Origin of the sequence: Acinetobacter sp. MD2 (assembly GCF_035615575.1) — a bacterium.
Classification (GTDB): Bacteria; Pseudomonadota; Gammaproteobacteria; order Pseudomonadales; family Moraxellaceae; genus Acinetobacter.
Genome location: NZ_VTDK01000001.1, coordinates 360,860 through 383,096, shown reverse-complemented (window position 1 = coordinate 383,096; position 22,237 = coordinate 360,860). Strand labels below are relative to the sequence as shown.

Here is a 22,237-nt window from a genome sequence, read left to right as displayed (position 1 = left end):
GTTTTTGGGGATTTTTATGACTTTTGATTGGCATTATGCACTCAGTTTGCTCAGTAATCCGGACTTTTGGCATGCTACATTGACTGTGGTTGAACTCAGTGTTTTGGTATGGGTATTCGCCATTATTTTGGGCTTTGTATTGGCACTGGCAAAACAATCTCAATACAAAGCACTGTCTGTCAGCAGCGGACTTTATATTTGGTTTTTCAGAAGCTTGCCATTACTGGTTTTACTGGTCTTTATTTATAACCTCCCGCAAATTTTCCCATCGACAAGTCAGGTTTTGGCATCTCCATTTTTTGCAGGTTTTGTTGCCATGTTACTTAGTGAAGCCGCTTATATTGCCGAAATTCATCGGGGTGGGCTTAATGCGGTGGCTAAAGGTCAAATCGAGGCAGGTAAAGCACTGGGTATGCAATATGCGGGGATTCAACGCTTAATTGTCATTCCACAGGCCTTACGCATTGCTCTACCTTCACTGGGTAATGAATACGTCACCATTGTTAAACTCACATCGTTAGTATCAGTCATTTCACTGACTGAAATTTTACTGGTTGGGCAACGGCTGTATACACAAAACTTTTTGGTAATGGAAACCATGCTCGCCGTAGCATTTTACTATGTGTTGATTGTGACGTTATTTGGCTGGCTCATGCAATTTTTAGAAAAACGTATGGATGTGACTCGTAAAAAATCGGGTTTATTCACTGACAATGATCCATTATTGGCGAATATTCCAGTGCCTGCCATTTCTAAACGTAAAGAGATTTTAGCCGATCAACAAGGTAAATATGCTTTACAAGCCATCAATATTCATAAGTCTTATGCCGAACATGAAGTGTTAAAAGGCATTCATTTAAATGTAAAATGGGGCGAAGTGATTTCCATTATTGGCCCATCTGGTTCAGGTAAAACCACCTTTATTCGCACTTTAAATGGTTTAGAAAGCCTAAATCAAGGCATCGTTAATGTGCTTGGACAGCCATTTTTACAAGACCAACAGCTCACCACCGCATCTCAAGCCTATAAAGACCAAATTGTGCATGTCGGCATGGTGTTCCAAAGTTTTAACTTATTTCCGCATAAGACGATTTTAGAAAATGTGATGTTAGCACCACAATATCATCGACTTGACACAAAAATGGCCAATAAAGTCACTGCACTTGCCATGCTTGAAAAAGTCGGCATGAAACAACATGCCAAGAAATATCCGCATCAACTTTCGGGTGGGCAACAACAACGCGTCGCAATTGCACGTGCGCTTGCAATGCAACCTGCGGTTATTTTATTTGATGAACCAACCTCAGCACTCGACCCAGAATTAGTCAATGAAGTCTTAAAAGTAATTGAAGAATTGGCACAAGAAGGCTTAACCATGATTATTGTGACTCATGAAATGAACTTTGCGTTTAAAGTGTCTGACCGAGTTATGTTTATGGAAAATGGCATTGTCGTTGCTGATGATACGCCTGAAGTCTTATTACAAGGCGATTACCCTCGTTTACATCAGTTTATTCAAAAGTAATACAGTTGTAGATAAATTGTGAAACAGGGCTGAATTGCCCTGCTTTTAAACATACATTTATAAAATTGCAATACGATAAAAACTAGACAGATGGTTGTGCTAAAGATACCGTGAATTTCATGAATGTTTTCTGTTAAGGGAACAAAACCAATTAATCCATAAAACTTGGGTCTTCTTCTGCCAGCAATAATTTCATTTCAGCAAAATGTGCTTCGCTAAAATCTTCAATCTTTTCCCAATCTTGCGCGGTTTTTTCTGCGACATCGTCTGCCAACAATTTTAACGATTGCCCTGTTGAATACGCTGTGCTAAGAATTTGACAGGCACGTTCAATGGTGTACATATCATCAAAAGCAACCCCAATGCTGTGCGAGCCAATTAAAACGCCGTGATTGCCCATCATTAAACGTTTTTTGTCTTGTAAAATCTGTGCTAAACGCTGTCCTTCGGCTTTTGAATCTGCCATACCGCCATATTGGCTGTCATAGGCAACTCGATTAAAATAGCGCGCCGTATTTTGGTCAATTGGCAAAATTTGTGGATGATTTAAACATGCGATTGCCGTACAAAAAATGGGATGTAAATGCAGTACCACACGAATATCGGGACGTAAACGATGAATTTGTCCATGCACAGCCCAAGCTGTTGGGTCAATATCGCCACGTTTAAAGCTATGTTCGTCATCAGCATCGACCAAGAGTAAGTCACTGGCTTTAATGCGTGAAAAATGTTTCCACTTTGGGTTCAATAAAAACTTTTTACCATCTGCCGACACCGCAGCACTAAAATGATTGGCTACCGCTTCGTGCATCCCCATTTTGGCAAATAAGCGAAAACATGCGGCTAAATCAATTCGTATTTGTTGCTCATCCACCTAGCGTTCCTCTCATATTGGCTTTGGTTCATTTTATGGATTTTTTGGCTTAGCTTAGATCGGATTTTTAATAACCCTACATAGGAATTTCAAAATTACTTTCTGAAAATAACTCCAGTATAACCAAGAGATAAATCAATACTAAAAAATCCTATTTTGGAGCTTGTTATGTCGATGATTAAACGCTGTGCTTATCCTTTTGTTGCACTGTTGCTTGCGGGCAGTTTAACCGCTTGTAATAAAAATCAAACTGAAAAAACAAGTGCCGAGTCGAGTCCCAATAAAACCACAACCACGGTTAATATTGGCTCAGACATGACCTTTCCACCTTTTGAATATATTGAAAATAATCAACCTGCTGGTTTTGATATTGACTTAATGCACGCAATTTTAAAACAATCGGACATTACAGCGAATTTTGTTGATACTCGTTTTTCTAATTTGATTCCAGGGCTTGATGGTAAAAAATATGATGCAGTTATTTCAGGCATGTATATTACCCCTGAGCGATTAAAGAAAGTAGACATGATTCCATATTTTAAATCGACCGAAGCCGTTTTGGTCTTAAGCAGTTCAAGCTATAAACCAAAAGTTCGTGACGATTTATGTGGCAAAACCATCGCCACCCAAAAAGGTTCACTCTACCCTGACCAACTCAATCAAATCTCTAAAGAAAGCTGTGTGGCTAAAGGCAAAGCTGCCATTACGGTACGTGAATTTGATACCTCACCACAAGCTATTCAAGCGGTCTTGGCCAAAGCAGCAGATGCTCAATATGATGACAGCAGTGTGGCACGTAATACTGTGAAAAAATTAAATGGCAAAGTTGAATTGACGTCGACAGAACCCTTCTTTCCATTTTTGGGTGGAATTGCAGTGCGTAAAGGCGATACAGAAACCTTTAAACGCGTTAGTGACGGTTTAGAAAAACTGAAAAAATCAGGTGAATATGCGGCTTTAATTAAAAAATATGACTTACAAGCACCAACAGATGATGAAATTAAAGCGTTGATGGCACAATCTAAATCTTAACTACACTTAAAATCAAAAATCTTGGATAGAATCCATTTTATCCAAGATTTTTATTCTGCTGAATGATTTATAACATTAACCATAAGTGGATTAGGCTCGGGCCTGCAATCACCATTAAAATACCTGCCATCACCATTGTTAAACTGGCAATTACACCTTCTTGTTCATTGCGCTGTTGTGCGCGAATGGTTCCAAAACCGTGTGCACTACTGCCAAATGCTGCACCATTTGCAATATTTGAACGAATTTTAGTGATTGCCAAAATAAAATCACCACACATCATACCAACCAAACCCGTAATGACCGTAAATAAAGACACTAATGCGCTTGAACCTTGAATATGATCAGCAAGTTCCATCGCAAAAGGAGTTGAAATTGAACGGGCCATCAAACTATTTCGTACTTCTGGGCTAAAATGAAACAGTTCAGACATTTCATAAGCGCCAATCACGCCAACACTCATGCTCACTAAAATTGCTAAACTCAGCACGCCTATATTTTGACGAATTGTGGCTCTATACCGATAAATAGGCACTGCAAATGCGACAGTTGCAGGGCCAATTAAATGCACTAACCATGTGGTATCTTGTTGATAGGTTTGATATGAAATGCCAAATATCGCCATCAAAATCAGCGTTAAAATGGGTACCGTAATTGCAGGCGATAAACCCACTTTAGGATATTTACCATAAACTTTCTTGGCAACAACATAAGCCAATAATGTCCAGACCAAACAAGTAATTGCCCAAATATTCATTACTATTGCTCCTAAATATTAAGACAAATGCTGTATGCGCTTACGCAACCGCCAATATCGCTGAATCGTATGATAATAATAAATGGTGAGGCAGCTGCTTAGCATTACACTCATTGTGCCAATCACAATGCACAGTACAATTTGCCAACCTTCGGTTAAAAATAAAGTTTTATATTGCACCACTGCCACAACAACAGGTAAGAAGAACAATAATAATTCACCTAAAACGGCATATGCGCCGATTGCCACTTGTTCGATATTCATGACCTTCAAAAATAAGCAGATTAAAAGTAAAAACATTCCTAAAATTCCCGCAGAAATAGGAATATGGAATATTTGGTTTAATGCCTCACCTGCGGCCCAAAAGCATCCTAAAATGAGTAGTTGCTTGAATAGTTCAAAAGCTTTGAGTGCAATAGATTGAGGTTCTGGCTGTATATTCATTGTGATTTCGTTAGAAGGAAACGATAGAACTAAAATAGCTTGGTTTCAGTTGTTTCAATATGAATTGTTCATGTTAAAATTATTCCAAAATTGAATAATCTGAAATCAAATTATGCTGTCATTAAAATCATTACAGTGTTTTGTGCACGTGGTACAAAGTAAAAGCTTTACTCGTACAGCCGAAGCTTTAAATTTAACCCAACCAACCATTAGTAAAATGTTACAGCAACTTGAAGATGATCTCGCTGTGCCATTGTTGCTCAAGCCGAAAGATGGGCGTAAACGACAAATTGAACTGACTGAAATTGGGGAAAAGGTTTATCTACATGCAGTTGAACTTCTAAAAGCCGAACAAAATATTTTCGAAGAAATTAAAGACTACCAACAGCTTAAAACAGGAAAACTTAAATTGGGTGTTCCACCTTTAGGCGGGCAATTATTGACAACAGCTTTATTTGATTATCATCAGCAATGGCCTGAGATTGAGCTTTCTTTTTTAGAAGTCGGATCAAAATCGATTGAACAAGCCCTCATAGACAACCAGTTAGATGTCGGTGTGATTTTAGATCCATTTGATCGCGAAATTTTTGATTGTGTTGAACTGGTGAACTTTCCATTAAGGGTCGTTTTACCACAAAGTTCGGCATGGGCAACACGCCGTGTGCTAAATATGGAAGAACTCAGACATCAATCTTTTTTAATGTTTCCTGAAAACTTCTCGTTAAATCAAATTATTTTAGATGCTTGCTATCAACACGGTTTTAAGCCAAATATTATTTGCAGAAGTAGTCAATGGAGCTTGTTGGCAGACATGGTGCAACAGCGAATGGGCATTGCGTTACTCCCAAGCTATTATACCAATATGCTTGACCCCAAATTATTTGCTGCAATTCCACTAGAAAACCCCAATATTCCATGGCATTTAGTGATGGCATGGAAAAAAAATAGTCTAAAATCTCCTGCTGTGCAAGCATGGTTAAATATTATTCGGCAACATTTTAAAGATGGAAAACTAGATAATTAATTATCCTGTTTTCCATACGCTGACTATGGCTTCTTTTTATTATTTAATCTGTTCGCGTGCCGCCAAAGCCGCTTGATAACGCCGTGAAACTTCAGGCCAATCAATAACATTATAAAATGCTGCAATATATTCAGGTCGACGGTTTTGATATTGCAAATAATAAGCATGTTCCCAGACGTCTAGTCCTAAAATAGGAATATTGCCCCATGTGAGAGGCGAATCTTGGTTGGCACTACTTTCAACGACCAATTGCTGATCTGGCGTGACTGACAACCATGCCCAACCACTGCCAAAACGGCTTAATGCTGCTTTGGTAAAGGCTTGTTTAAAGGCGTCAAAGCCACCGAGTTGTTGATCAATCGCTTTGGCTAATTCATCCAAAGGCGCACCACCGCCTTGTGGACTCATTACACTCCAAAATAAACTGTGATTGGCATGCCCACCAGCATGATTCATGACTGCACTTTTTAAATTTTCAGGAACCTCATTAACACGGCTTAATAATTCCTCAACCGATAACAAAGCCCAAGACGTATTTTCAATTGCTGCGTTAATATTTTGAATATATGTTTGATGATGCTTGGTATAGTGAATTTCCATGGTTTTTGCATCAATATTCGGCTCTAGTGCATCGTATGCATAGGCAAGTTCAGGCAGTTGATAAGACATGGATTCTCCATTATTTATGTTAATAATAATCATTTGCATTTTAATCACGATTAATTTTTTTATGCAAGTGCTTTTAATTTTAGACAAGCCCTATCATTTCGCTTTCACTTCCCAAAACTCATGAAATAAAAAATACAATAACCTACTATAATATATAAATTTAAATAATGTTTTATTTATGCTCTTATTAAACAGCCACTTATATTCATCTTCTCAGTCATTTTGAGCATGAATTTCTTTTGATGCAGAAAAATCCATTTTTTATACACATATTTTTTGTATATTTATTAATAGATTAAATTAGTTGTAATAAATAGGAATCCCCTCATGACAGAAGAACTTAAAGTCGAAGTTATTCGTGAGTTATCAGACGATATCGTGAGTATATTAAAATCTTTAGCCAATAAAGATCGCTTATTAATTTTAACGCTTTTGCTTAAAGATGAATTGAATGTTTCAGAAATTGAAACTAGAAGTTCGATTCAACAACCAACGCTTTCACAGCAACTCATGATTTTGCGTAAAAATGATGTGGTCAAAACACGCCGTGCTGGCAAACAAATTTTTTATTCCATTAAAGATGAACGCTTTATTCAAATACTCAACAATATCTATCAATTTCATCATGTTGTTTAAATCATAAAATATTAACTCGTAGCAAATATCTTCTATTTCTAAATTTCTTGATTTAGAAATAGAAGATATTACCTTCTTATTTGTTTTACTTATAAAGATTATTCTTATTTATCCTCGCTTTATTTTTATAAAAAACGCATTTTTTTAGTAAAACTCCCCTTTTTTGAGCAAAAAATGACTTATTTTTGTGCAAGTTAAATTCAAGCAACTCATTTTTTTGTATAGAATACTGCTCCTGTCGAATTCAAAACCTGTATAGGCTTAAGGCTTCTTTATGCTGTCAGCTCTTAAACGCTTAAGTTTAGTTTCTAGAATTGTCATTGCAATTATTCTAGGAATAATCGTTGCGCTTACCGCTCCCAATATTTCTCCTTATTTTAGCTTGCTTGGTGATTTATTCATCAAAGGCTTAAAGTCAGTTGCTCCCATTTTAGTTTTTGTTTTGGTCATTGCTTCTATTGCAAATTTCCAAACGACACAAAGTGCGAAAAACTTTAAACCAATTATCATTATGTATACCATTGGAATGTTGCTTGCAGCGTTCAGTGCCGTTGTTGCAGATAAATTATTCCCGACCACACTTATTCTACAGTTAACCGCAGAACAGTCCGTACAACCACCAAGTAGTTTAAGCGTTATCTTAAAAAATCTGGTATTAAGTTTCGTATCTAATCCTGTTGTTGCACTTTCTGAAGCAAACTTTATTGGTATTCTTGCTTGGTCATTGGTGTTAGGTTTTGCATTTCGCCATAGTTCAGCGACCACCAAAGTTTTCTTACACGATACTGCAGAGGCGATTGGTCGCGTTATTAAACTCGTAATTGCATTTGCACCAATCGGGATTTTTGGTTTAGTGACCGTAACATTTGCGTCTTCTGGTTTAGAAACGCTAAGAAGCTATACGCATTTATTGGCGGTATTACTTGGCACAATGTTCTTTGTTGGCTTAGTGATTAATCCAATTATGGTTGCGCTAGTAATTAAAGCGAATCCTTATCCATTGGTATTTAAATGTTTAAAGGAAAGCGGGATTACAGCATTCTTCACACGAAGTTCAGCAGCCAATATTCCTGTTAACCTTGCGTTAGCACGTAGTTGTGGTGTAGATGAGTCGACCACCAATGTTGTTGTGCCTTTAGGTTCAACCATCAATATGTGTGGCGCAGCAGTTACAATTACCACGCTTACTCTAGCAACGGTGAATACGCTAGGTATTCATGTTGATTTCTCAACCATGCTTATTTTATGTATTGTTGCAACAATTTCAGCTTGTGGTGCTTCGGGTGTTGCAGGTGGTTCATTGTTACTGGTACCTGTGGCTTGTGGTCTATTTGGTATTCCATCTGAAGTGGCAATGAAAGTAGTTGCAATTGGTATGGTGATCAGCGTGTTACAAGATTCAGTTGAAACAGCACTTAACTCATCAACAGATGTACTATTTGTTATTGCGGTCGATCAAGGGTATAAAGATAAGTAATACAAGGTCATTCTACATGGTTTGTTAGACTTATATGCCATTTCAAACACTACCTAAATGGGTTCAACTCGGCGCATTCGGTCTTGCATGTAATGCAGGCATGGTCAATACGCTTGGTTTACTCAGTGTCTGGCATCAGACCGTTTCACATATGACGGGTAATGTAAGTCAACTTGGCATTGCCCTAGCGAATGGTCAAATACAACAAGTCATTTACGGTTGTTGTGTGATTTTTAGTTTTATACTTGGTTCTTTATATAGTGGCTACATCTTAGGAAGTAGCCATTTTCAATTGGGACGCCGTTACGGTATTCCACTCACTCTGACTGCACTATGTATTTTGCTCTGTTGGGCCATTATTCCTTATTACCCACGCTATGCTTTGCTATGGGCCTGTGTGGCTATGGGTATACAAAATGCAATGGTCAGTCATTATAAAGGTGCCATTATTCGCACTACACACCTATCAGGCTTACTTACCGATTTGGGCTTAATGATGGGTTATCTAATGCGTGGATTAGAGATTGAAAAGCGCCGTATTTGGTTATTGGTTTTAATTTTGTGTGGTTTTTTATGTGGAGGAATCATCGTTGCAATTCTCTATCCTCAGCTTAAACTACATACCTTTCTTATTCCTGTCATTCTCAGCTTAAGTATGAGCCTTGTATATTGGATGCTTTACATTCATCAACAAGTGACAGATCATTAGTTTCGGAGTTTCCATGGTCAAAAATGCATTACAGGCTCAATTGTTAAAGTCGGGTTTAGTTGACAATAAAAAAGCCAAAAAACTGACTAAACAGGCACAACATGAGCAGCGCTTAGGACGAGACGATCGTGCTGATTTAAAGGCAAGTATTCAGCAACATCAGTTAGACAAGCTCAGTAAAGATCAGCAATTAGATGCTGAAAAACAGCGTGTACTTGAAGTAAAAACGCTAAAAGCCAATATTATTCAAATGATTGGTCAGCATAAGATTAAAAATTTTGAAGGTGATGTCACGTATCAATTTATTGATGAAAATAAAATTAAAAAAGTTTATTTAAATCAACAGATTTATAATGCATTGGTCAATGGCAGTTTGGTCATCGCCAAAGAAAATGAGCAATATGCGTACTTACCACATGCACTTGCCGAACGTATTGAACAAAAGATGGTAGGTTTTATTTTGTGGAATAAATCTGAAGATAATCAACAAACAACTGATGAAGAAGACCCATACGCAGCGTATGTCATTCCTGATGATTTAATGTGGTAATTCTTCTAGCTCATTCAAACCTCTCAAATGCTCATTAATATGGGCATTTTTATATAGAAATGTAATTACAATGTAATTTTAAAGTACTTTCATTTAAATGATAAAATAAGTTTTAAACAAGCAGTAAAAGCTGTCACAGGTATCATCTATGACTTACATTTAAAAGCGATGTTTTTTTCTGGCATTTTGTTTTATGCTTAGAACCATTCAATAATCACAATTTTTTGAAGTTTAAGGAGTTTTATATGCAACATCCTAGCGAGCTAAAATATGCTGCAAGCCATGAATGGGCAAAAATTGAAGGTGATGTAATCGTCACGGGTATTTCTGACCATGCACAAGATGCATTGGGCGACTTGGTATATATCGAGTTACCTGAAATTGGACGTGAAGTTGCCGCAGGCGAACAAACAGGTGTGGTTGAATCTGTAAAAACAGCTTCAGATATTTATGCTCCTGTTGCAGGAACCATTGTTGAAATTAATACAAATTTAGAAGACGATCCAGACTTTGTAAATGATGATCCATATGGCAAAGGTTGGCTCTATAAAATTAAACCAACGAATCTACAAGATATTGAAAATTTATTGTCAAATACTGACTATGAAGCTGGTCTATAATTCTTTTTAGATGTCACAATGGAGCATTAAATGAAATGCTCCATTGTTTTAAATGTTATGGATTCATTAATTCTGCATGCTTGTGCTGTTGTAAATGCTGAGCTGCCCTGAGCAATAATTTTTCTGTTTTTTCCCAACCTAAGCAGCCATCTGTTACAGATTGCCCATAGTTCATAGTTTCAGAAATTTTTTGCTGACCATCGATTAAAAAACTTTCGAGCATTACCCCTTTAATTTCAGTTTGATGACGCTCTGCAATAATTTGGTCTAAGACAGATTGTTGTTTCAATGGGTCTTTTTGGCTATTTCCATGGCTACAATCAATAATGATTGTTGGGCAATCTGGATGATGTTTTTTTATTTCAGAAACATGTTGCACATCAAAATTAGGGCCTGTGTTAGAACCACGTAAAATTAAATGAGGCTGTGGATTGCCTTGGGTTTGTAAAATTGAAGGTAAGCCTATTTGGCTCATGGCAAAAAACTGATGTGCATTTTGTGCAGTAAGAATAGCATCAAGTGCAATTTGTATTGCACCATCCGTACCATTTTTAAAACCAATTGGGAAATTCAAACCACTGCTAATTTCACGATGCGTTTGCGATTCTGAAGTGCGTGCACCTATTGCTCCCCATGCCAATAAATCATCGAAATATCCTGTCACCATCGGGTTCAGAATTTCACTTGCAATAGGTAAGCCCATTTTAATTAACTGCAAATATAAATGACGTGATTGTTCTAAACCTTTTTGTAAATTTGCTTGCCCATCTAAATCAGGATCATACAAGAAACCTTTCCAGCCAATTGTTGTTCTTGGTTTTTCAATATAAGCACGCATCACAATAAATAAATCATCTTGTACATGCTGTTGTAATGTATGTAGTTTCTCAGCATATTCTAGTGCTGCAATTGGATCGTGAATTGAGCAAGGGCCAACAATCACCAATAAACGTGGATCCTGACCTGTTAAAATCTCTTGAACAATTCTGCGCTGAGTTGAAATTTGCTCGGCTGCATTAAAATCTAAAGGCAGATTTTGTTTTAATTGCTGTGGCGTACTTAAGTGCTGTGTTATCGGCTGGCATTGGTTCATGATCTTCATCCTGAGGACTGCTCCTCTTTAATTTATCTATGTAAAGGTGTTCTATGCTGTTGATGCTGCATATAAAATGACATCTCAAAAAATGAACTAAAGTAAGAAAAATAATCGTTAAACATTTTGTATTCCTCATCAAAAAAACATAAAAAAACCTGACTGGGGTTGCCAGTCAGGTTTAAATTTCACTTGTGGGCAACCTATCTATTTTGCCCAAACACGTTTAGGCAACTATCTAAATTGCCAAAAATACGCGTATTGAAGAACAGGTTGCACAAGTAACATAATAAATTTCAAAATTAAAAAATCTATTTTCAAAATACGCTACTTTTTTTTCTAAAGCAAGAAAATTTTGCGAATAAAAAAGCGCCGAAGCGCCTCTTTATTAAATGAGATTAAGCTGTTACTTAATTTTGGCTTTAGACTTCAAATACTCAATATAATCTGCCATTTCTTGCTCATTGCGTGACTGTTGATACCAGTTTTTAAGTTGTAATGCTTGTTCAGCATTCATGCCTTTAGAACCAGTACGCGTCACATTTGCCACCGCAATCACCGCCATTTCATTTGGTAAAGTTGCTGTTCCAACCGACCACATGCCTGCTTTTGGTGTAGGTAAGGTAAATGCAATATTGGCAATATTGGCTTTTAAGTTTTGGCGGGCCAAAGTACCTGCTTTTTCAAACTTAATTGGACTATTTGCCAATACTTGTGTGGCAGGCTGTGTTTTAAAAGCATTTAACGTTGCTGCAATTTTAGCCTGTGCTAAAGCTTCAGCTTTTTGATCAATCACTTTCGCTTTAATAGCAGATGTTGCTTGTGCTAAAGATTGTAAGCCTGCTGGGTAATAATTTTTAATTTTTACCCAAACCACATTGCCATTTGCAAGCTGAATATTGCTCGAAATATTGCGGTCGCCATTCTTAACATCATCATTAAATAATTTTGCTTTAACGTTTAAATCACCCAATACAGGATCTTTGGTTAAAGCTGTTAAGTTTTTGGCTGAATTTACTTTTGCACTTTTAAAGCTTTGTGTAATGACATTTAAATCATCACTGCTTACGACAGTTTCATTCAAACTATTGACTGCATCCGTAAATGCGTTGGCTTTTTTAGCTTTTTCAAGCTCTGTAACCAGTTGTGCTTTCATGCTATCTAAACTTGGTACGTGAATATCAGCAGCTTTTGCTTCAATAATGTGATAACCAAAGCTTGTTTTCACTGGCTGTGAGATTTGACCATTCGCCAAAGTAGCAACGGCTGCATCAAATTCTTTTGAACCTAAAGTTCCTGTTTGATAACCTTCAAGTAAGCCACCTTTTGCTTTAGAGGTTGGGTCTTCTGAATACTGTTTAGCTGCTGCTTCAAAGCTCAGTCCTGCTTTGATCTTTGCCTCAATGTCATTTGCTAATTTTAAGGCTTCAGCATCACTACGTGAATCGTGAGTAATCAAAATATGATGTACGATTTTATTATTACTTTTATTTAATGTATCGATATATTTTTGGTATGCCTGTTGAATCTCTGCATTTGTGGGTGCAGCAGCGGCTGTCGTATACATTTCAGGTGAAAGCATTACATAATCAACATCAACAGCAGCATTTTGTTTAAAGCTATTTTTATGCTGATTGTAATAGGTTGCAATCTCTTGGTTGCTCACCTGCACATTCTTTTTATATTCATCAAGCTTAATGCTTGCTAAATAAATTTCACGCTGTTCAGTTTCAATATTGGCCAATTGTTCGATGTCTGTAGAACTGACAATTGCATAGCTCGAAATCGTTCCTGATAGCATTTTTAGTGAATTATCTTGACGTAAACTTGCAATCAGTTGATCTTTCGTCATGCCTTTACTACGTAAATAATTACCAAAAACTTCATCACTAAATTTACCATTCACTTGAAAGTCTGGTACTTGAGACAACATTTGTACAAATTGGGCATCGCTTAAACGAATACCTAGTTTTTGTGCTTGTTGTAGAAGTAATGATTTAGCAACGAGCGTATCTAAGGCTGAACTGCGAATCACATCCATATTCAGAAGTGATGCATCACCTTGTACGTATTGTAGGTACTGTTGCTGATAGGCTTTGACCAAATCATCTAGGTCTTTATTTAAGATATCTTGACCATTGACTGTTTTAGCTACATCGGTTTTCTTCGATCCACTAAAATATCCTTCAATACCTACTAACGCCAAAGGGGTCAGGAATAACACAAGCAATGCTATACCCAACCAACCTTTAATCAGTTTACGAAACGATTCCATAAGTATTCCAATATTTTATTTGCGTGCGATTTTAACTGAAATCGCAAAATGAATGAATGCGTTCACAGTCATTATTTTGCATATTCCAATAAAAAACGCGCCTTAAGGCGCGCTCTATAGACTCTGGCTTAAGCAACAGAATCTTTCAAGCCTTTTCCTGCTTTAAAGCTTGGAACTTTGCTTGCTTTAATTTGTAGTTCTTCACCAGTTTTCGGGTTGCGACCTGTACGTGCGCTACGCTCTTTTACATTAAAAGTACCAAAACCAACTAAAGTTACGGTATCACCGCCTTTTAATGCTTCTGTAATTGAAGCAATAGTCGCGTCCAATGCCTTAGCAGCATCAGTTTTAGACAATCCCCCTTTAGTCGCAATCGCGTCGATTAATTCTGATTTATTCATGAAGGTTAAATCCTCTTAGTATTGGGTTTGTTTAAGTCCAAGGCTTTTAAATATACCGTACAACGCCTTTATAGCAATGCTTAGGGGCAAAAGGCAATACTCTATAAATGCTTTTATGAAAATTCAGCGTAAATCCGAACAAAAAACAGGAAAAATCGGATGATTGCCCAAAACTTCTACATTGTGCTGGTATAACTTTCTTCTAAGCGAATGACGGCTATATAATGGGTTCTCAAGATCTGGTCACATATAACGCCATGAATTCGCCAGTTAAAAAAACAACCTGACTAAATGATTTGGCTAATTTTTACAAATATGGCGCTTAAGTTACATATATTACTTGCACATTTAATCAAACTCATCTAAAACCCCTCCTTACGGTTATCTTTATCATTTAATTTAATAGTCTTAAAGATACGCTTTGAGGAATTCGAAACAATATGAATAAGTCGCAGCAGACACAAGAACAGCCTAATTTTTTATTAAATGTCAGCATGATTGCTTTAGAAACCTTCTACAGTTTTATTTTTAAGCATGATGATGTCGTGCAAATGCATGCGCAAAAAATGATTGATAACGAAATGATCGTAAAGGTGAATTGTTATCTGCCTTATTTAGACTTTTATGTGCGTTTTACCCACAAAGGAATTTTATTTGATTTACAAGCACCAACTACAAAGCCGGACTTAGAAATCAGCTCAACTCTTTTTGGTTTTATTCAAATCTTAGTTTTAGGAAACACCAAAAGTGTTCGTTCAATTCGAATGTATGGTACTAATGCTGAAATTAAAGATCAATTTAAAGATTTATTAATCCAGCTTGCATTACCTAAATTAATTTCTGACTGGAAAAAATGGCTTTTCAAGCCAAGCTCAGATGAGGTTATTGCTTCAAAAAATCGTATTCATCCTTTACTTGAAAAAATTGAGTTTCAACGCTCTAAAATTAATTCGCTACAAATTGAAGTTAAACAATATAAGAATCGAATACGTCATCTACGCAGTTCACAGCGGCAGTTAACCTTTTTCTTGATGAGTATTATTATCGTACTTTCAGTGATTTTAGGTTATACTTTAATGACACACTAGTGTCCTTTATTTGTTTAAAAAAATCCCATTTTACTTTTAAATGAAAAAAACTTGACTAATTTAGTCAGGATTCATAAAATTTAAATATCTCATCTAAACATGTGTATCGAATCATGCGCTTAACCACTCGCGGTCGCTACGCGGTGACTGCTCTTCTTGATCTTGCATTACAGCCTGTCGATCAAACGATTACACTCGCTGAAATTGCAACGCGTCAAACGATCTCTGTTGCTTATCTAGAGCAATTATTCGCAAAGCTTAAACGTCATGGCTTAGTTTCTAGCGTTCGTGGCGCAAATGGTGGTTACCATTTGGCGAAGCGCGCTGAAGAAATTACCGTTTTAGAAATTATTGAAGCTGTAAACGAAACTGTGGATGCAACACGTTGTGATCATCAAGGCAACTGCCAAAATGGTGCAATGTGTTTAACTCACGATTTATGGCACAACCTATCTAACCATATCGCCGATTACCTTGCCAAAATCTCACTGGCTGACCTACTCGTCCGTGACAATGTTCAAACCGTTGCACTACGCCAAAATTCAGCTCATTTTGATTCAGAACTTTTATCGGTTACAGGTATTTAACATGACACGCCCTATTTATCTTGACTATGCAGCAACGACGCCTGTTCACCCACAAGTCGCTGAACGCATGATGGAATGTTTAACTTTCGAGGGTACTTTTGGTAACCCTGCTTCACGTTCTCATGCTTACGGTTGGCAAGCAGAAGAAAAAGCTGAATATGCACGAGAGCAAGTTGCGAACCTTGTTAAAGCCGACCCACGTGAAATTGTTTGGACTTCGGGTGCAACTGAATCTGACAACTTGGCGCTAAAAGGGATTGCACAATTTTACGGTTCAAAAGGTAAGCACATTATTACCAGTAAAATTGAGCATAAGGCAGTTTTAGATACATGCCGTGAGCTTGAAGAAGAAGGCTTCGAAATTACTTATTTAGAGCCACAACCACAAACAGGTTTAATTACTCCTGAAATGGTTGCAGCTGCATTACGCCCTGACACTATTTTAGTTTCACTGATGATGGTGAACAACGAAATTGGTACCGTCACTGACGTTGCCGCAATTGGCGAGTTAACACGTGCCAACAAAACGTTTTTTCATGTTGATGCCGCACAAGCTGCAGGTAAAGTAGAAATTGATTTAAGTCAAATTAAAGTCGACTTAATGAGTTTTTCAGGTCACAAAGTTTATGGCCCTAAAGGCATTGGTGCACTATTTGTACGCCGTAGCCCACGTGTACGCTTAAAAGCACAAATGCATGGTGGTGGTCATGAACGTGGTATGCGTTCAGGTACGCTTGCAACCCATCAAATTGTAGGTATGGGTGAAGCATTTGAACTTGCAGGCAAAAGCTTAGCAGAAGAACAAGCGCGTTTACGTGTACTACGCGACAGATTATGGAATGGCCTACAAGACTTAGAACAAGTCTTCTTAAATGGTCATCCTGAATATAACGTAGCCAACTACTTAAACGTAAGCTTTAACTTTGTTGAAGGCGAATCTTTAATGATGTCATTAAAAGATATCGCTGTTTCAAGTGGTTCTGCTTGTACATCTGCAACACTTGAACCTTCTTATGTATTACGTGCATTAGGTCTTTCAGACGAATTGGCGCACAGTTCAATCCGTTTTAGTTTTGGTAAATACACCACCGAAGCAGAAATTGATCATGTCATTGGCGTAACAAAAGCTGCTGTAGAAAAACTTCGTGAACTTTCTCCACTTTGGGATATGTATAAAGAAGGGATTGATCTTTCAACAGTTGAATGGGCTGAACATTAATCTTGAGATTAATGTTTTCACCCGCATATAAATATTGATACTCAGGCTAAACCCTAGGTTCGGAGAAATAACATGGCATACAGCGAAAAAGTAATCGACCATTATGAAAACCCACGTAATGTTGGCGTTTTAGACAAAAACTCAGCCAATGTTGGTACTGGTATGGTCGGTGCACCTGCATGTGGTGACGTGATGCGCCTACAAATTCAAGTAGACGAACAAGGTATTATTGAAGAAGCACGCTTTAAAACTTATGGCTGTGGTTCTGCAATTGCTTCAAGCTCACTTGTAACAGAGTGGCTAAAAGGCAAAACACTTGATCAAGCACAAGCCATTAAAAACATTGATATTGCAACTGAACTTGCACTTCCACCTGTAAAAGTACACTGTTCTGTACTCGCTGAAGATGCAATTAAAGCGGCAATTGAAGATTATCGTAACAAGCAAGAAGCAGATGTCTAATCTGACAAAATGGAGTTTTCATGATTAACTTAACTGAAAATGCGGCAACCCATATTCGCAACTATTTACTCAATCGTGGTAAAGGCGAAGGTATCCGTATTGGCGTGAAAACTTCAGGCTGTTCAGGTTTGGCCTATGTACTTGAGTTTGTTGATGAAACCGACCCGCATGACAAAATGTTTGAACATTTTGGTGTGAAAGTTTTTGTTGACCCGAAAAGCCTAGTTTATCTTGATGGTTTAGAGATGGACTATGTAAAAAATGGTCTTAATGAAGGCTTTGAATTTAGTAATCCAAATCAAAAGGGCGAATGTGGTTGTGGTGAATCATTCACTGTATAACACTTCCCCTTCCCCCTTCGTTAATAAAACAGTGTATATTGCGCTGTTTTATTAATATTTATCGCTCGTGGAAAATTCCCATGAATCACTTTGAATTATTCGGCTTAACAACTGCTTTGGATATTGATTTAGCGGTATTAAAATCGCAATTTTTAAAATTGCAGCAGCAATATCATCCCGACAAAGCACAAGATAAACAACAAGCCCTGATTCAATCAAGTGAGATTAATCAAGCTTATAAAGTCCTTTCATTGGTTGATAGTCGCGCAGCCTATTTATTGTCGCTTAAAAAACAAGATCAGGGTTTAGAACAATCTATTCATGATTTTGAATTTTTACAATCGGCATTAGAGATTCGTGAGCAACTTGACGAAGCTGTTGCAGAAAATCAACTTGTCGGGCTAAAACAAGAAGTTGAGCAATGGATTTTAAGCTTAGTACGCGAATTTAAAATCGATTATGACGCAGAAGATTGGTCCGAAGCCCGCGACACCGTAAGAAAACTCAAATTTTTCCAACGCGTCATGAATGACATCGAAAAAGCTGAAGATCGTTTATTAGATGATGATCAATTTGATTTCAGTGATGAGTTTTAAGTTTAATTTTTCAAGGATTTTTATCAATGGCGCTCTTGCAAATCGCTGAACCAGGTCAGTCTAGTGCTCCTCACGAACATCGTATTGCGATTGGAATTGACTTAGGAACAACACATTCTTTGGTTGCAACGATGCGTTCAGGTCAAGCCAAAGTTTTACAAGATGAGCAAGGCCGTGTGCTGTTACCATCTATTGTTCATTATGGTCATGAAGTGGTTTTTGGCGAAGAAGCTAAACCATTTTTAACGCAAGATCCTAAAAATACTATTGCATCAGTCAAACGTTTTATGGGTCGCTCGCAAACCGATATTAAGTTTCAACACCCGTATGAATTGATGGGTGAAGAGAATCAAATGCCGGCGTTTCAAACGACTTTGGGTGCAAAAACCCCTGTTGAGATTTCAGCAGACCTATTAAAACAGTTAAAAGATCGTGCTCAAAGTAGTATTCAACAACCGATTAATGGTGCGGTGATTACTGTTCCTGCATATTTTGATGAAGCACAGCGCCAAGCTACACGTGACGCAGCACAATTGGCGGGTCTAAATGTTCTACGTTTACTAAATGAACCGACTGCGGCGGCTGTTGCTTATGGTTTAGACCAAGAAAGTAGTTTGACCACCGATCGTAATTATGTAATTTACGATTTAGGTGGTGGTACTTTTGATGTTTCAATTTTACGTTTTTCTAAAGGTGTGTTTGAAGTACTTGCCACGGGTGGACATACCGCTTTAGGTGGTGATGACTTAGATCGCTTAATTGTAAAATGGGCGAAACAACAACTTCATCTAGAGCAGCTAACTGACGTTGAATATGCACATTTTATGATTGCAGCACGTCGTGCGAAAGAACAATTATCTGAAGCCGAAAACGTCGACTTGCAGCTGCTAGAACACACGCTTACACTTGACCGAGCAACCTTTTCCAATATTATTCAAGTCGCATTAGACCGTACCATTAGCGTATGCAAACGTGTAATGCGCGATGCTAAATTAAGTTTGGCTGACATTCACAATGTCGTTTTGGTGGGTGGTTCGACACGTTCATTTGCAGTTAGCAATGCAGTTGCCGCTTTTTTTGAACAAACACCGCTTTGCTCAATTAATCCAGATGAAGTGGTTGCGATTGGTGCTGCAATTACCGCAGATCAGTTGATTGGTAATCGCCAAGATGGTGCATTACTCCTTGATGTTACCCCACTGTCACTTGGTTTAGAAACCATGGGCGGCTTGGTTGAGCGTTTGATTTCAAGAAACACCGCTATTCCTGTTGCGCGTCGTCAAGAGTTCACTACGTATCAAGATGGTCAAAGTGCCATGCTCATTCACGTCGTACAAGGCGAGCGTGACTTGGTTGAACATTGTCGTTCGCTTGGACGCTTTGTTTTGCACGGTATTCCACCGATGACTGCGGGTCAAGCACGTATTGAAGTGACTTTCCAAGTCGATGCAGATGGGTTACTTGCAGTTTCAGCCAAGGAAACAACATCAGGCGTAGAAGCAAGCATTGATATTAAACCGTCTTATGGTTTATCTGACCAAGACATGCAACGTTTGTTACTTGAAGGTTTTGAATATGCCGAGCAAGATAAACAACTGCGCCACTTGCAAGAAACGAAAGTAGAAGCTCAACGTGAACTTGAAGCTTTGCAGCAAGCCTTAAAAGCAGATGCCGCATTACTAAATCAAGCTCAATTACAATCACTTGAAACTGCAAAAAATCATTTGCAAAACCAATTACAGACTCAAGACATTAAGGCCATCGAACATGCAGTCGAACAGCTTAAAGTCTACAGTGATGCTTTTGCTGCTGTTCGTATGAATAGTCATATTGATCATGCACTAAAAGGTACAAAACTTGATGATTGGTCAAACTCAACTTCTGAATAGGTAAAGACAGATGCCACGTATTAAAGTTCTTCCTCATGCACAAATTTGCCCAGAAGGTGCGGAATTTAATGTAGAAGAAAATGCCAATTTATGCCAAAGCCTATTAAAAAATGGGATTAAAATCGAACATGCTTGCGATATGTCATCTGCATGTACCACCTGCCATGTTGTTGTTCGTAAAGGTTTTGACAGCCTAGAAGAAATGGATGATGTCGAGGCAGATTTACTTGACCGTGCTTGGGGATTAGAACCTGACTCTCGCTTATCTTGTCAGGTTGTGATTACAGATGAAGACTTAGAAGTCGAAATTCCAAAGTATACGATTAACCATGCTTCAGAAAATCATTAATTTTTAGTTAATGTTTGGTTCTAAAAAGGATTCATTTTTGAATCCTTTTTTTAAATCAGCACTGAAAATCATTTATCTCTTGGCTTTTACAACAGGCTTAACAATGGTTTTGATCGACTTTAAGCGGTTTTTTTTCTAGCACATAAAAATGCGTTGTGATCTGATCAACCTTAAAGTCTTGATCTCTATGCTCCTCTTCTGTCACCAGCAAACGGCTCTTTGCACTTGTATACACAATATCCTCTCTGTTCTCCTCACCACCAAAACCATCTTCTAAAAGTTGTCCAGTACGCTTATTCACAAAGGAATACATACGACAATCTGCGCCACAACCCCACATGGTTGTGACATATTCTCCTGCAAAATCTGGTTTTTCTTTTAAAGCCTCTCTGAGTCGAGTTCGAAATATATTTGCACTTGGATCTGAAATATCCAATTTGGCGGTTGGCCCTGTATAGACTGATTCCACAGCATAATCACTCGGCTGTGGAAGCGGGCTTTTGGCATGTGCCATTGAAATAGTTGTTATTGCCAAAACTAAACTCAATAAAAACTTCTGCATGATTATGACCTCTGATTTAAACTAATTTAGATTCAACGCTTTTAAAAAGCTATTTCTATTTAAAAATATTTTTATTTGACTTGATTACAGTTAAATTCAAAAATTTATTTTTTGCTTAGGCTATTTTAAAAGACATTAGAATCTAACCTTTTAGCTAAGCATTAGCTTAGGTTTGACTACTCAAGAAATCAATTTGATGCTGCATTACCTGTGTAAAAAAAGGACTATTCTTATTTACAGGATCGAAATGGGTCATTGGAAAATAAAAAAATTGTACATTTGCCAATTTTTTCACGGTTTTTTGAATTGATTGAAATGGAATAAGACGATCATTTTCGGCAGCGAGTAATAACACAGGACATTTGACTTTGTGTGCAGTCGTTATTGGACGATAGCGATTGATATCAAGCATAATCCGTGCAGGCACTGCCCCGCTCCAATTTGAACTGGCAGGAACAGTTTGCATAAATGCGTGATAATTATCTTCACCTGCCAAACATGCCACACCATCTTTGGAAACGACAGGGATTCTCACAGGTGGTTGCCCTGTTTTTAAGTGCCAAAGGTCTTGTAAAGAGAGTTTGAGTGCTGAAAAAAAGTATTTTGTAGGATAGCGCATCGCGCTGGCTAAACCATCAACATGTGGAACAACAGCAATAATTGCACGAATGCCCGTAAGTTCCGCTGCAAGCGTCAATACATGCCCTCCACTAAACGAAACACCCCATAAAAATAGTCGGGTTAAGTCAACATGTTGCCACGTTCTAACTTGCTGAATGACATTACGCCAATCAGTTAAATGATGCGACGGCGAAACCAATTCCCTTGGCTCTCCCGTACTTTCTGCAAACCCACGGTAATCAAATAGAACGACCGCAAAACCATTACTTGCAAGTTCGGCCGCAACATCAGGTAAACTAAAACAGCGTTCACAAGCAAAACCGTTCGCCATAATAATTACGGGTGGCTGTTCATCCGTTTGTGGCACATATAGATCTGCCGCTAATGTTTCACCTACGCTATTAAATTGAATGATCTTTTGGGTATATTGCATTTTT

General features: G+C 37.8%; 25 protein-coding genes. 16 read left to right on the top strand and 9 right to left on the bottom strand.

Features of this window, described 5'->3' with window-relative positions; all coding sequences use genetic code 11:
- The first annotated feature begins 16 nt into the window (after positions 1 to 16).
- Positions 17 to 1,525 carry an amino acid ABC transporter permease/ATP-binding protein gene (locus tag FXN70_RS01840; protein WP_324645710.1) on the top strand — a complete coding sequence of 503 codons (1,509 nt, stop codon included), beginning with the start codon at positions 17 to 19 and terminating at the stop codon, positions 1,523 to 1,525.
- A 151-nt stretch (positions 1,526 to 1,676) separates the two neighbouring features.
- Here FXN70_RS01840 and FXN70_RS01835 read toward each other — a convergent pair whose 3' ends face one another.
- On the bottom strand, positions 1,677 to 2,399 hold the full coding sequence (locus FXN70_RS01835; protein WP_324645709.1) for a class II aldolase and adducin N-terminal domain-containing protein: 723 nt from the start codon (positions 2,397 to 2,399) through the stop codon (positions 1,677 to 1,679).
- Positions 2,400 to 2,567: 168 nt separating this feature from the next.
- Here FXN70_RS01835 and FXN70_RS01830 point away from each other — a divergent pair, with 168 nt between their 5' ends.
- Positions 2,568 to 3,431, top strand: coding sequence for an ABC transporter substrate-binding protein (locus FXN70_RS01830; protein ID WP_324645708.1), 864 nt, complete (start codon positions 2,568 to 2,570; stop codon positions 3,429 to 3,431).
- Between the two features lie 67 nt (positions 3,432 to 3,498).
- Here FXN70_RS01830 and FXN70_RS01825 read toward each other — a convergent pair whose 3' ends face one another.
- Together FXN70_RS01825 and FXN70_RS01820 are read right to left on the bottom strand one after the other, a co-directional pair.
- On the bottom strand, positions 3,499 to 4,188 hold the full coding sequence (locus tag FXN70_RS01825) for an LrgB family protein (protein WP_324645707.1): 690 nt from the start codon (positions 4,186 to 4,188) through the stop codon (positions 3,499 to 3,501).
- 18 nt (positions 4,189 to 4,206) lie between these two features.
- Complete coding sequence (locus tag FXN70_RS01820) at positions 4,207 to 4,632, bottom strand: CidA/LrgA family protein (RefSeq protein WP_324645706.1); 426 nt, start codon at positions 4,630 to 4,632, stop codon at positions 4,207 to 4,209.
- Positions 4,633 to 4,744: 112 nt separating this feature from the next.
- On the opposite strand from FXN70_RS01820, the gene FXN70_RS01815 reads away from it, so the two are divergent.
- Complete coding sequence (locus tag FXN70_RS01815; RefSeq protein ID WP_324645705.1) at positions 4,745 to 5,656, top strand: LysR family transcriptional regulator; 912 nt, start codon at positions 4,745 to 4,747, stop codon at positions 5,654 to 5,656.
- 39 nt (positions 5,657 to 5,695) lie between these two features.
- On the opposite strand, the gene FXN70_RS01810 is transcribed toward FXN70_RS01815, so the two are convergent.
- On the bottom strand, positions 5,696 to 6,325 hold the full coding sequence (locus FXN70_RS01810; RefSeq protein ID WP_324645704.1) for a superoxide dismutase: 630 nt from the start codon (positions 6,323 to 6,325) through the stop codon (positions 5,696 to 5,698).
- 327 nt (positions 6,326 to 6,652) lie between these two features.
- Here FXN70_RS01810 and FXN70_RS01805 point away from each other — a divergent pair, with 327 nt between their 5' ends.
- The 5 genes from FXN70_RS01805 (at position 6,653) to gcvH (ending at position 10,317) form a co-directional block, all read left to right on the top strand.
- Positions 6,653 to 6,961, top strand: coding sequence for a metalloregulator ArsR/SmtB family transcription factor (locus FXN70_RS01805; RefSeq protein WP_324645703.1), 309 nt, complete (start codon positions 6,653 to 6,655; stop codon positions 6,959 to 6,961).
- A 274-nt stretch (positions 6,962 to 7,235) separates the two neighbouring features.
- Positions 7,236 to 8,438 (top strand): serine/threonine transporter SstT, encoded by a 1,203-nt coding sequence (gene sstT / locus FXN70_RS01800; protein WP_324645702.1) that lies wholly within the window; start codon positions 7,236 to 7,238, stop codon positions 8,436 to 8,438.
- Between the two features lie 34 nt (positions 8,439 to 8,472).
- Positions 8,473 to 9,147, top strand: coding sequence for a YoaK family protein (locus FXN70_RS01795; protein ID WP_324645701.1), 675 nt, complete (start codon positions 8,473 to 8,475; stop codon positions 9,145 to 9,147).
- A 13-nt stretch (positions 9,148 to 9,160) separates the two neighbouring features.
- Complete coding sequence (locus tag FXN70_RS01790) at positions 9,161 to 9,697, top strand: DUF2058 domain-containing protein (protein WP_324645700.1); 537 nt, start codon at positions 9,161 to 9,163, stop codon at positions 9,695 to 9,697.
- Positions 9,698 to 9,942: 245 nt separating this feature from the next.
- A complete protein-coding gene (gcvH, locus tag FXN70_RS01785) occupies positions 9,943 to 10,317 on the top strand; it encodes a glycine cleavage system protein GcvH (RefSeq protein ID WP_324645699.1) in 375 nt (124 codons plus the stop codon).
- A 55-nt stretch (positions 10,318 to 10,372) separates the two neighbouring features.
- On the opposite strand, the gene FXN70_RS01780 is transcribed toward gcvH, so the two are convergent.
- From FXN70_RS01780 to FXN70_RS01770, 3 genes are all read right to left on the bottom strand, one after another.
- Positions 10,373 to 11,410: a 3-deoxy-7-phosphoheptulonate synthase gene (locus FXN70_RS01780; RefSeq protein ID WP_324645698.1), complete on the bottom strand. Its 1,038-nt coding sequence runs from the start codon at positions 11,408 to 11,410 to the stop codon at positions 10,373 to 10,375.
- A gap of 406 nt (positions 11,411 to 11,816) precedes the next feature.
- Positions 11,817 to 13,685, bottom strand: coding sequence for a SurA N-terminal domain-containing protein (locus FXN70_RS01775; protein WP_324645697.1), 1,869 nt, complete (start codon positions 13,683 to 13,685; stop codon positions 11,817 to 11,819).
- 128 nt (positions 13,686 to 13,813) lie between these two features.
- The gene (locus FXN70_RS01770; protein ID WP_324645696.1) at positions 13,814 to 14,086 is read right to left on the bottom strand and encodes an HU family DNA-binding protein; all 273 of its coding nucleotides are present in this window, start codon (positions 14,084 to 14,086) and stop codon (positions 13,814 to 13,816) included.
- Positions 14,087 to 14,526: 440 nt separating this feature from the next.
- On the opposite strand from FXN70_RS01770, the gene FXN70_RS01765 reads away from it, so the two are divergent.
- From FXN70_RS01765 to fdx, 8 genes are all read left to right on the top strand, one after another.
- A complete protein-coding gene (locus FXN70_RS01765; protein ID WP_324645695.1) occupies positions 14,527 to 15,174 on the top strand; it encodes a hypothetical protein in 648 nt (215 codons plus the stop codon).
- Between the two features lie 113 nt (positions 15,175 to 15,287).
- Complete coding sequence (locus tag FXN70_RS01760) at positions 15,288 to 15,761, top strand: Rrf2 family transcriptional regulator (RefSeq protein WP_324645694.1); 474 nt, start codon at positions 15,288 to 15,290, stop codon at positions 15,759 to 15,761.
- 1 nt (position 15,762) lies between these two features.
- Positions 15,763 to 16,980: an IscS subfamily cysteine desulfurase gene (locus FXN70_RS01755; protein ID WP_324645693.1), complete on the top strand. Its 1,218-nt coding sequence runs from the start codon at positions 15,763 to 15,765 to the stop codon at positions 16,978 to 16,980.
- A 72-nt stretch (positions 16,981 to 17,052) separates the two neighbouring features.
- The gene (iscU, locus tag FXN70_RS01750) at positions 17,053 to 17,442 is read left to right on the top strand and encodes a Fe-S cluster assembly scaffold IscU (protein ID WP_324645692.1); all 390 of its coding nucleotides are present in this window, start codon (positions 17,053 to 17,055) and stop codon (positions 17,440 to 17,442) included.
- Between the two features lie 20 nt (positions 17,443 to 17,462).
- A complete protein-coding gene (gene iscA, locus FXN70_RS01745; protein WP_324645691.1) occupies positions 17,463 to 17,783 on the top strand; it encodes an iron-sulfur cluster assembly protein IscA in 321 nt (106 codons plus the stop codon).
- Positions 17,784 to 17,863: 80 nt separating this feature from the next.
- Positions 17,864 to 18,379 (top strand): Fe-S protein assembly co-chaperone HscB, encoded by a 516-nt coding sequence (hscB, locus tag FXN70_RS01740; RefSeq protein WP_324645690.1) that lies wholly within the window; start codon positions 17,864 to 17,866, stop codon positions 18,377 to 18,379.
- Positions 18,380 to 18,405: 26 nt separating this feature from the next.
- Positions 18,406 to 20,268, top strand: a complete 1,863-nt coding sequence (gene hscA / locus FXN70_RS01735; RefSeq protein ID WP_324645689.1) for a Fe-S protein assembly chaperone HscA — start codon at positions 18,406 to 18,408, stop codon at positions 20,266 to 20,268.
- Positions 20,269 to 20,278: 10 nt separating this feature from the next.
- Entirely contained in the window at positions 20,279 to 20,617 is a 339-nt protein-coding gene (fdx, locus tag FXN70_RS01730) for an ISC system 2Fe-2S type ferredoxin (protein WP_324645688.1), read from the top strand.
- Positions 20,618 to 20,714: 97 nt separating this feature from the next.
- On the opposite strand, the gene FXN70_RS01725 is transcribed toward fdx, so the two are convergent.
- Both FXN70_RS01725 and FXN70_RS01720 read right to left on the bottom strand, forming a co-directional pair.
- Positions 20,715 to 21,179 (bottom strand): hypothetical protein, encoded by a 465-nt coding sequence (locus tag FXN70_RS01725; RefSeq protein ID WP_324645687.1) that lies wholly within the window; start codon positions 21,177 to 21,179, stop codon positions 20,715 to 20,717.
- Positions 21,180 to 21,345: 166 nt separating this feature from the next.
- Complete coding sequence (locus FXN70_RS01720; protein WP_324645686.1) at positions 21,346 to 22,233, bottom strand: alpha/beta hydrolase; 888 nt, start codon at positions 22,231 to 22,233, stop codon at positions 21,346 to 21,348.
- Positions 22,234 to 22,237 lie beyond the last annotated feature (4 nt).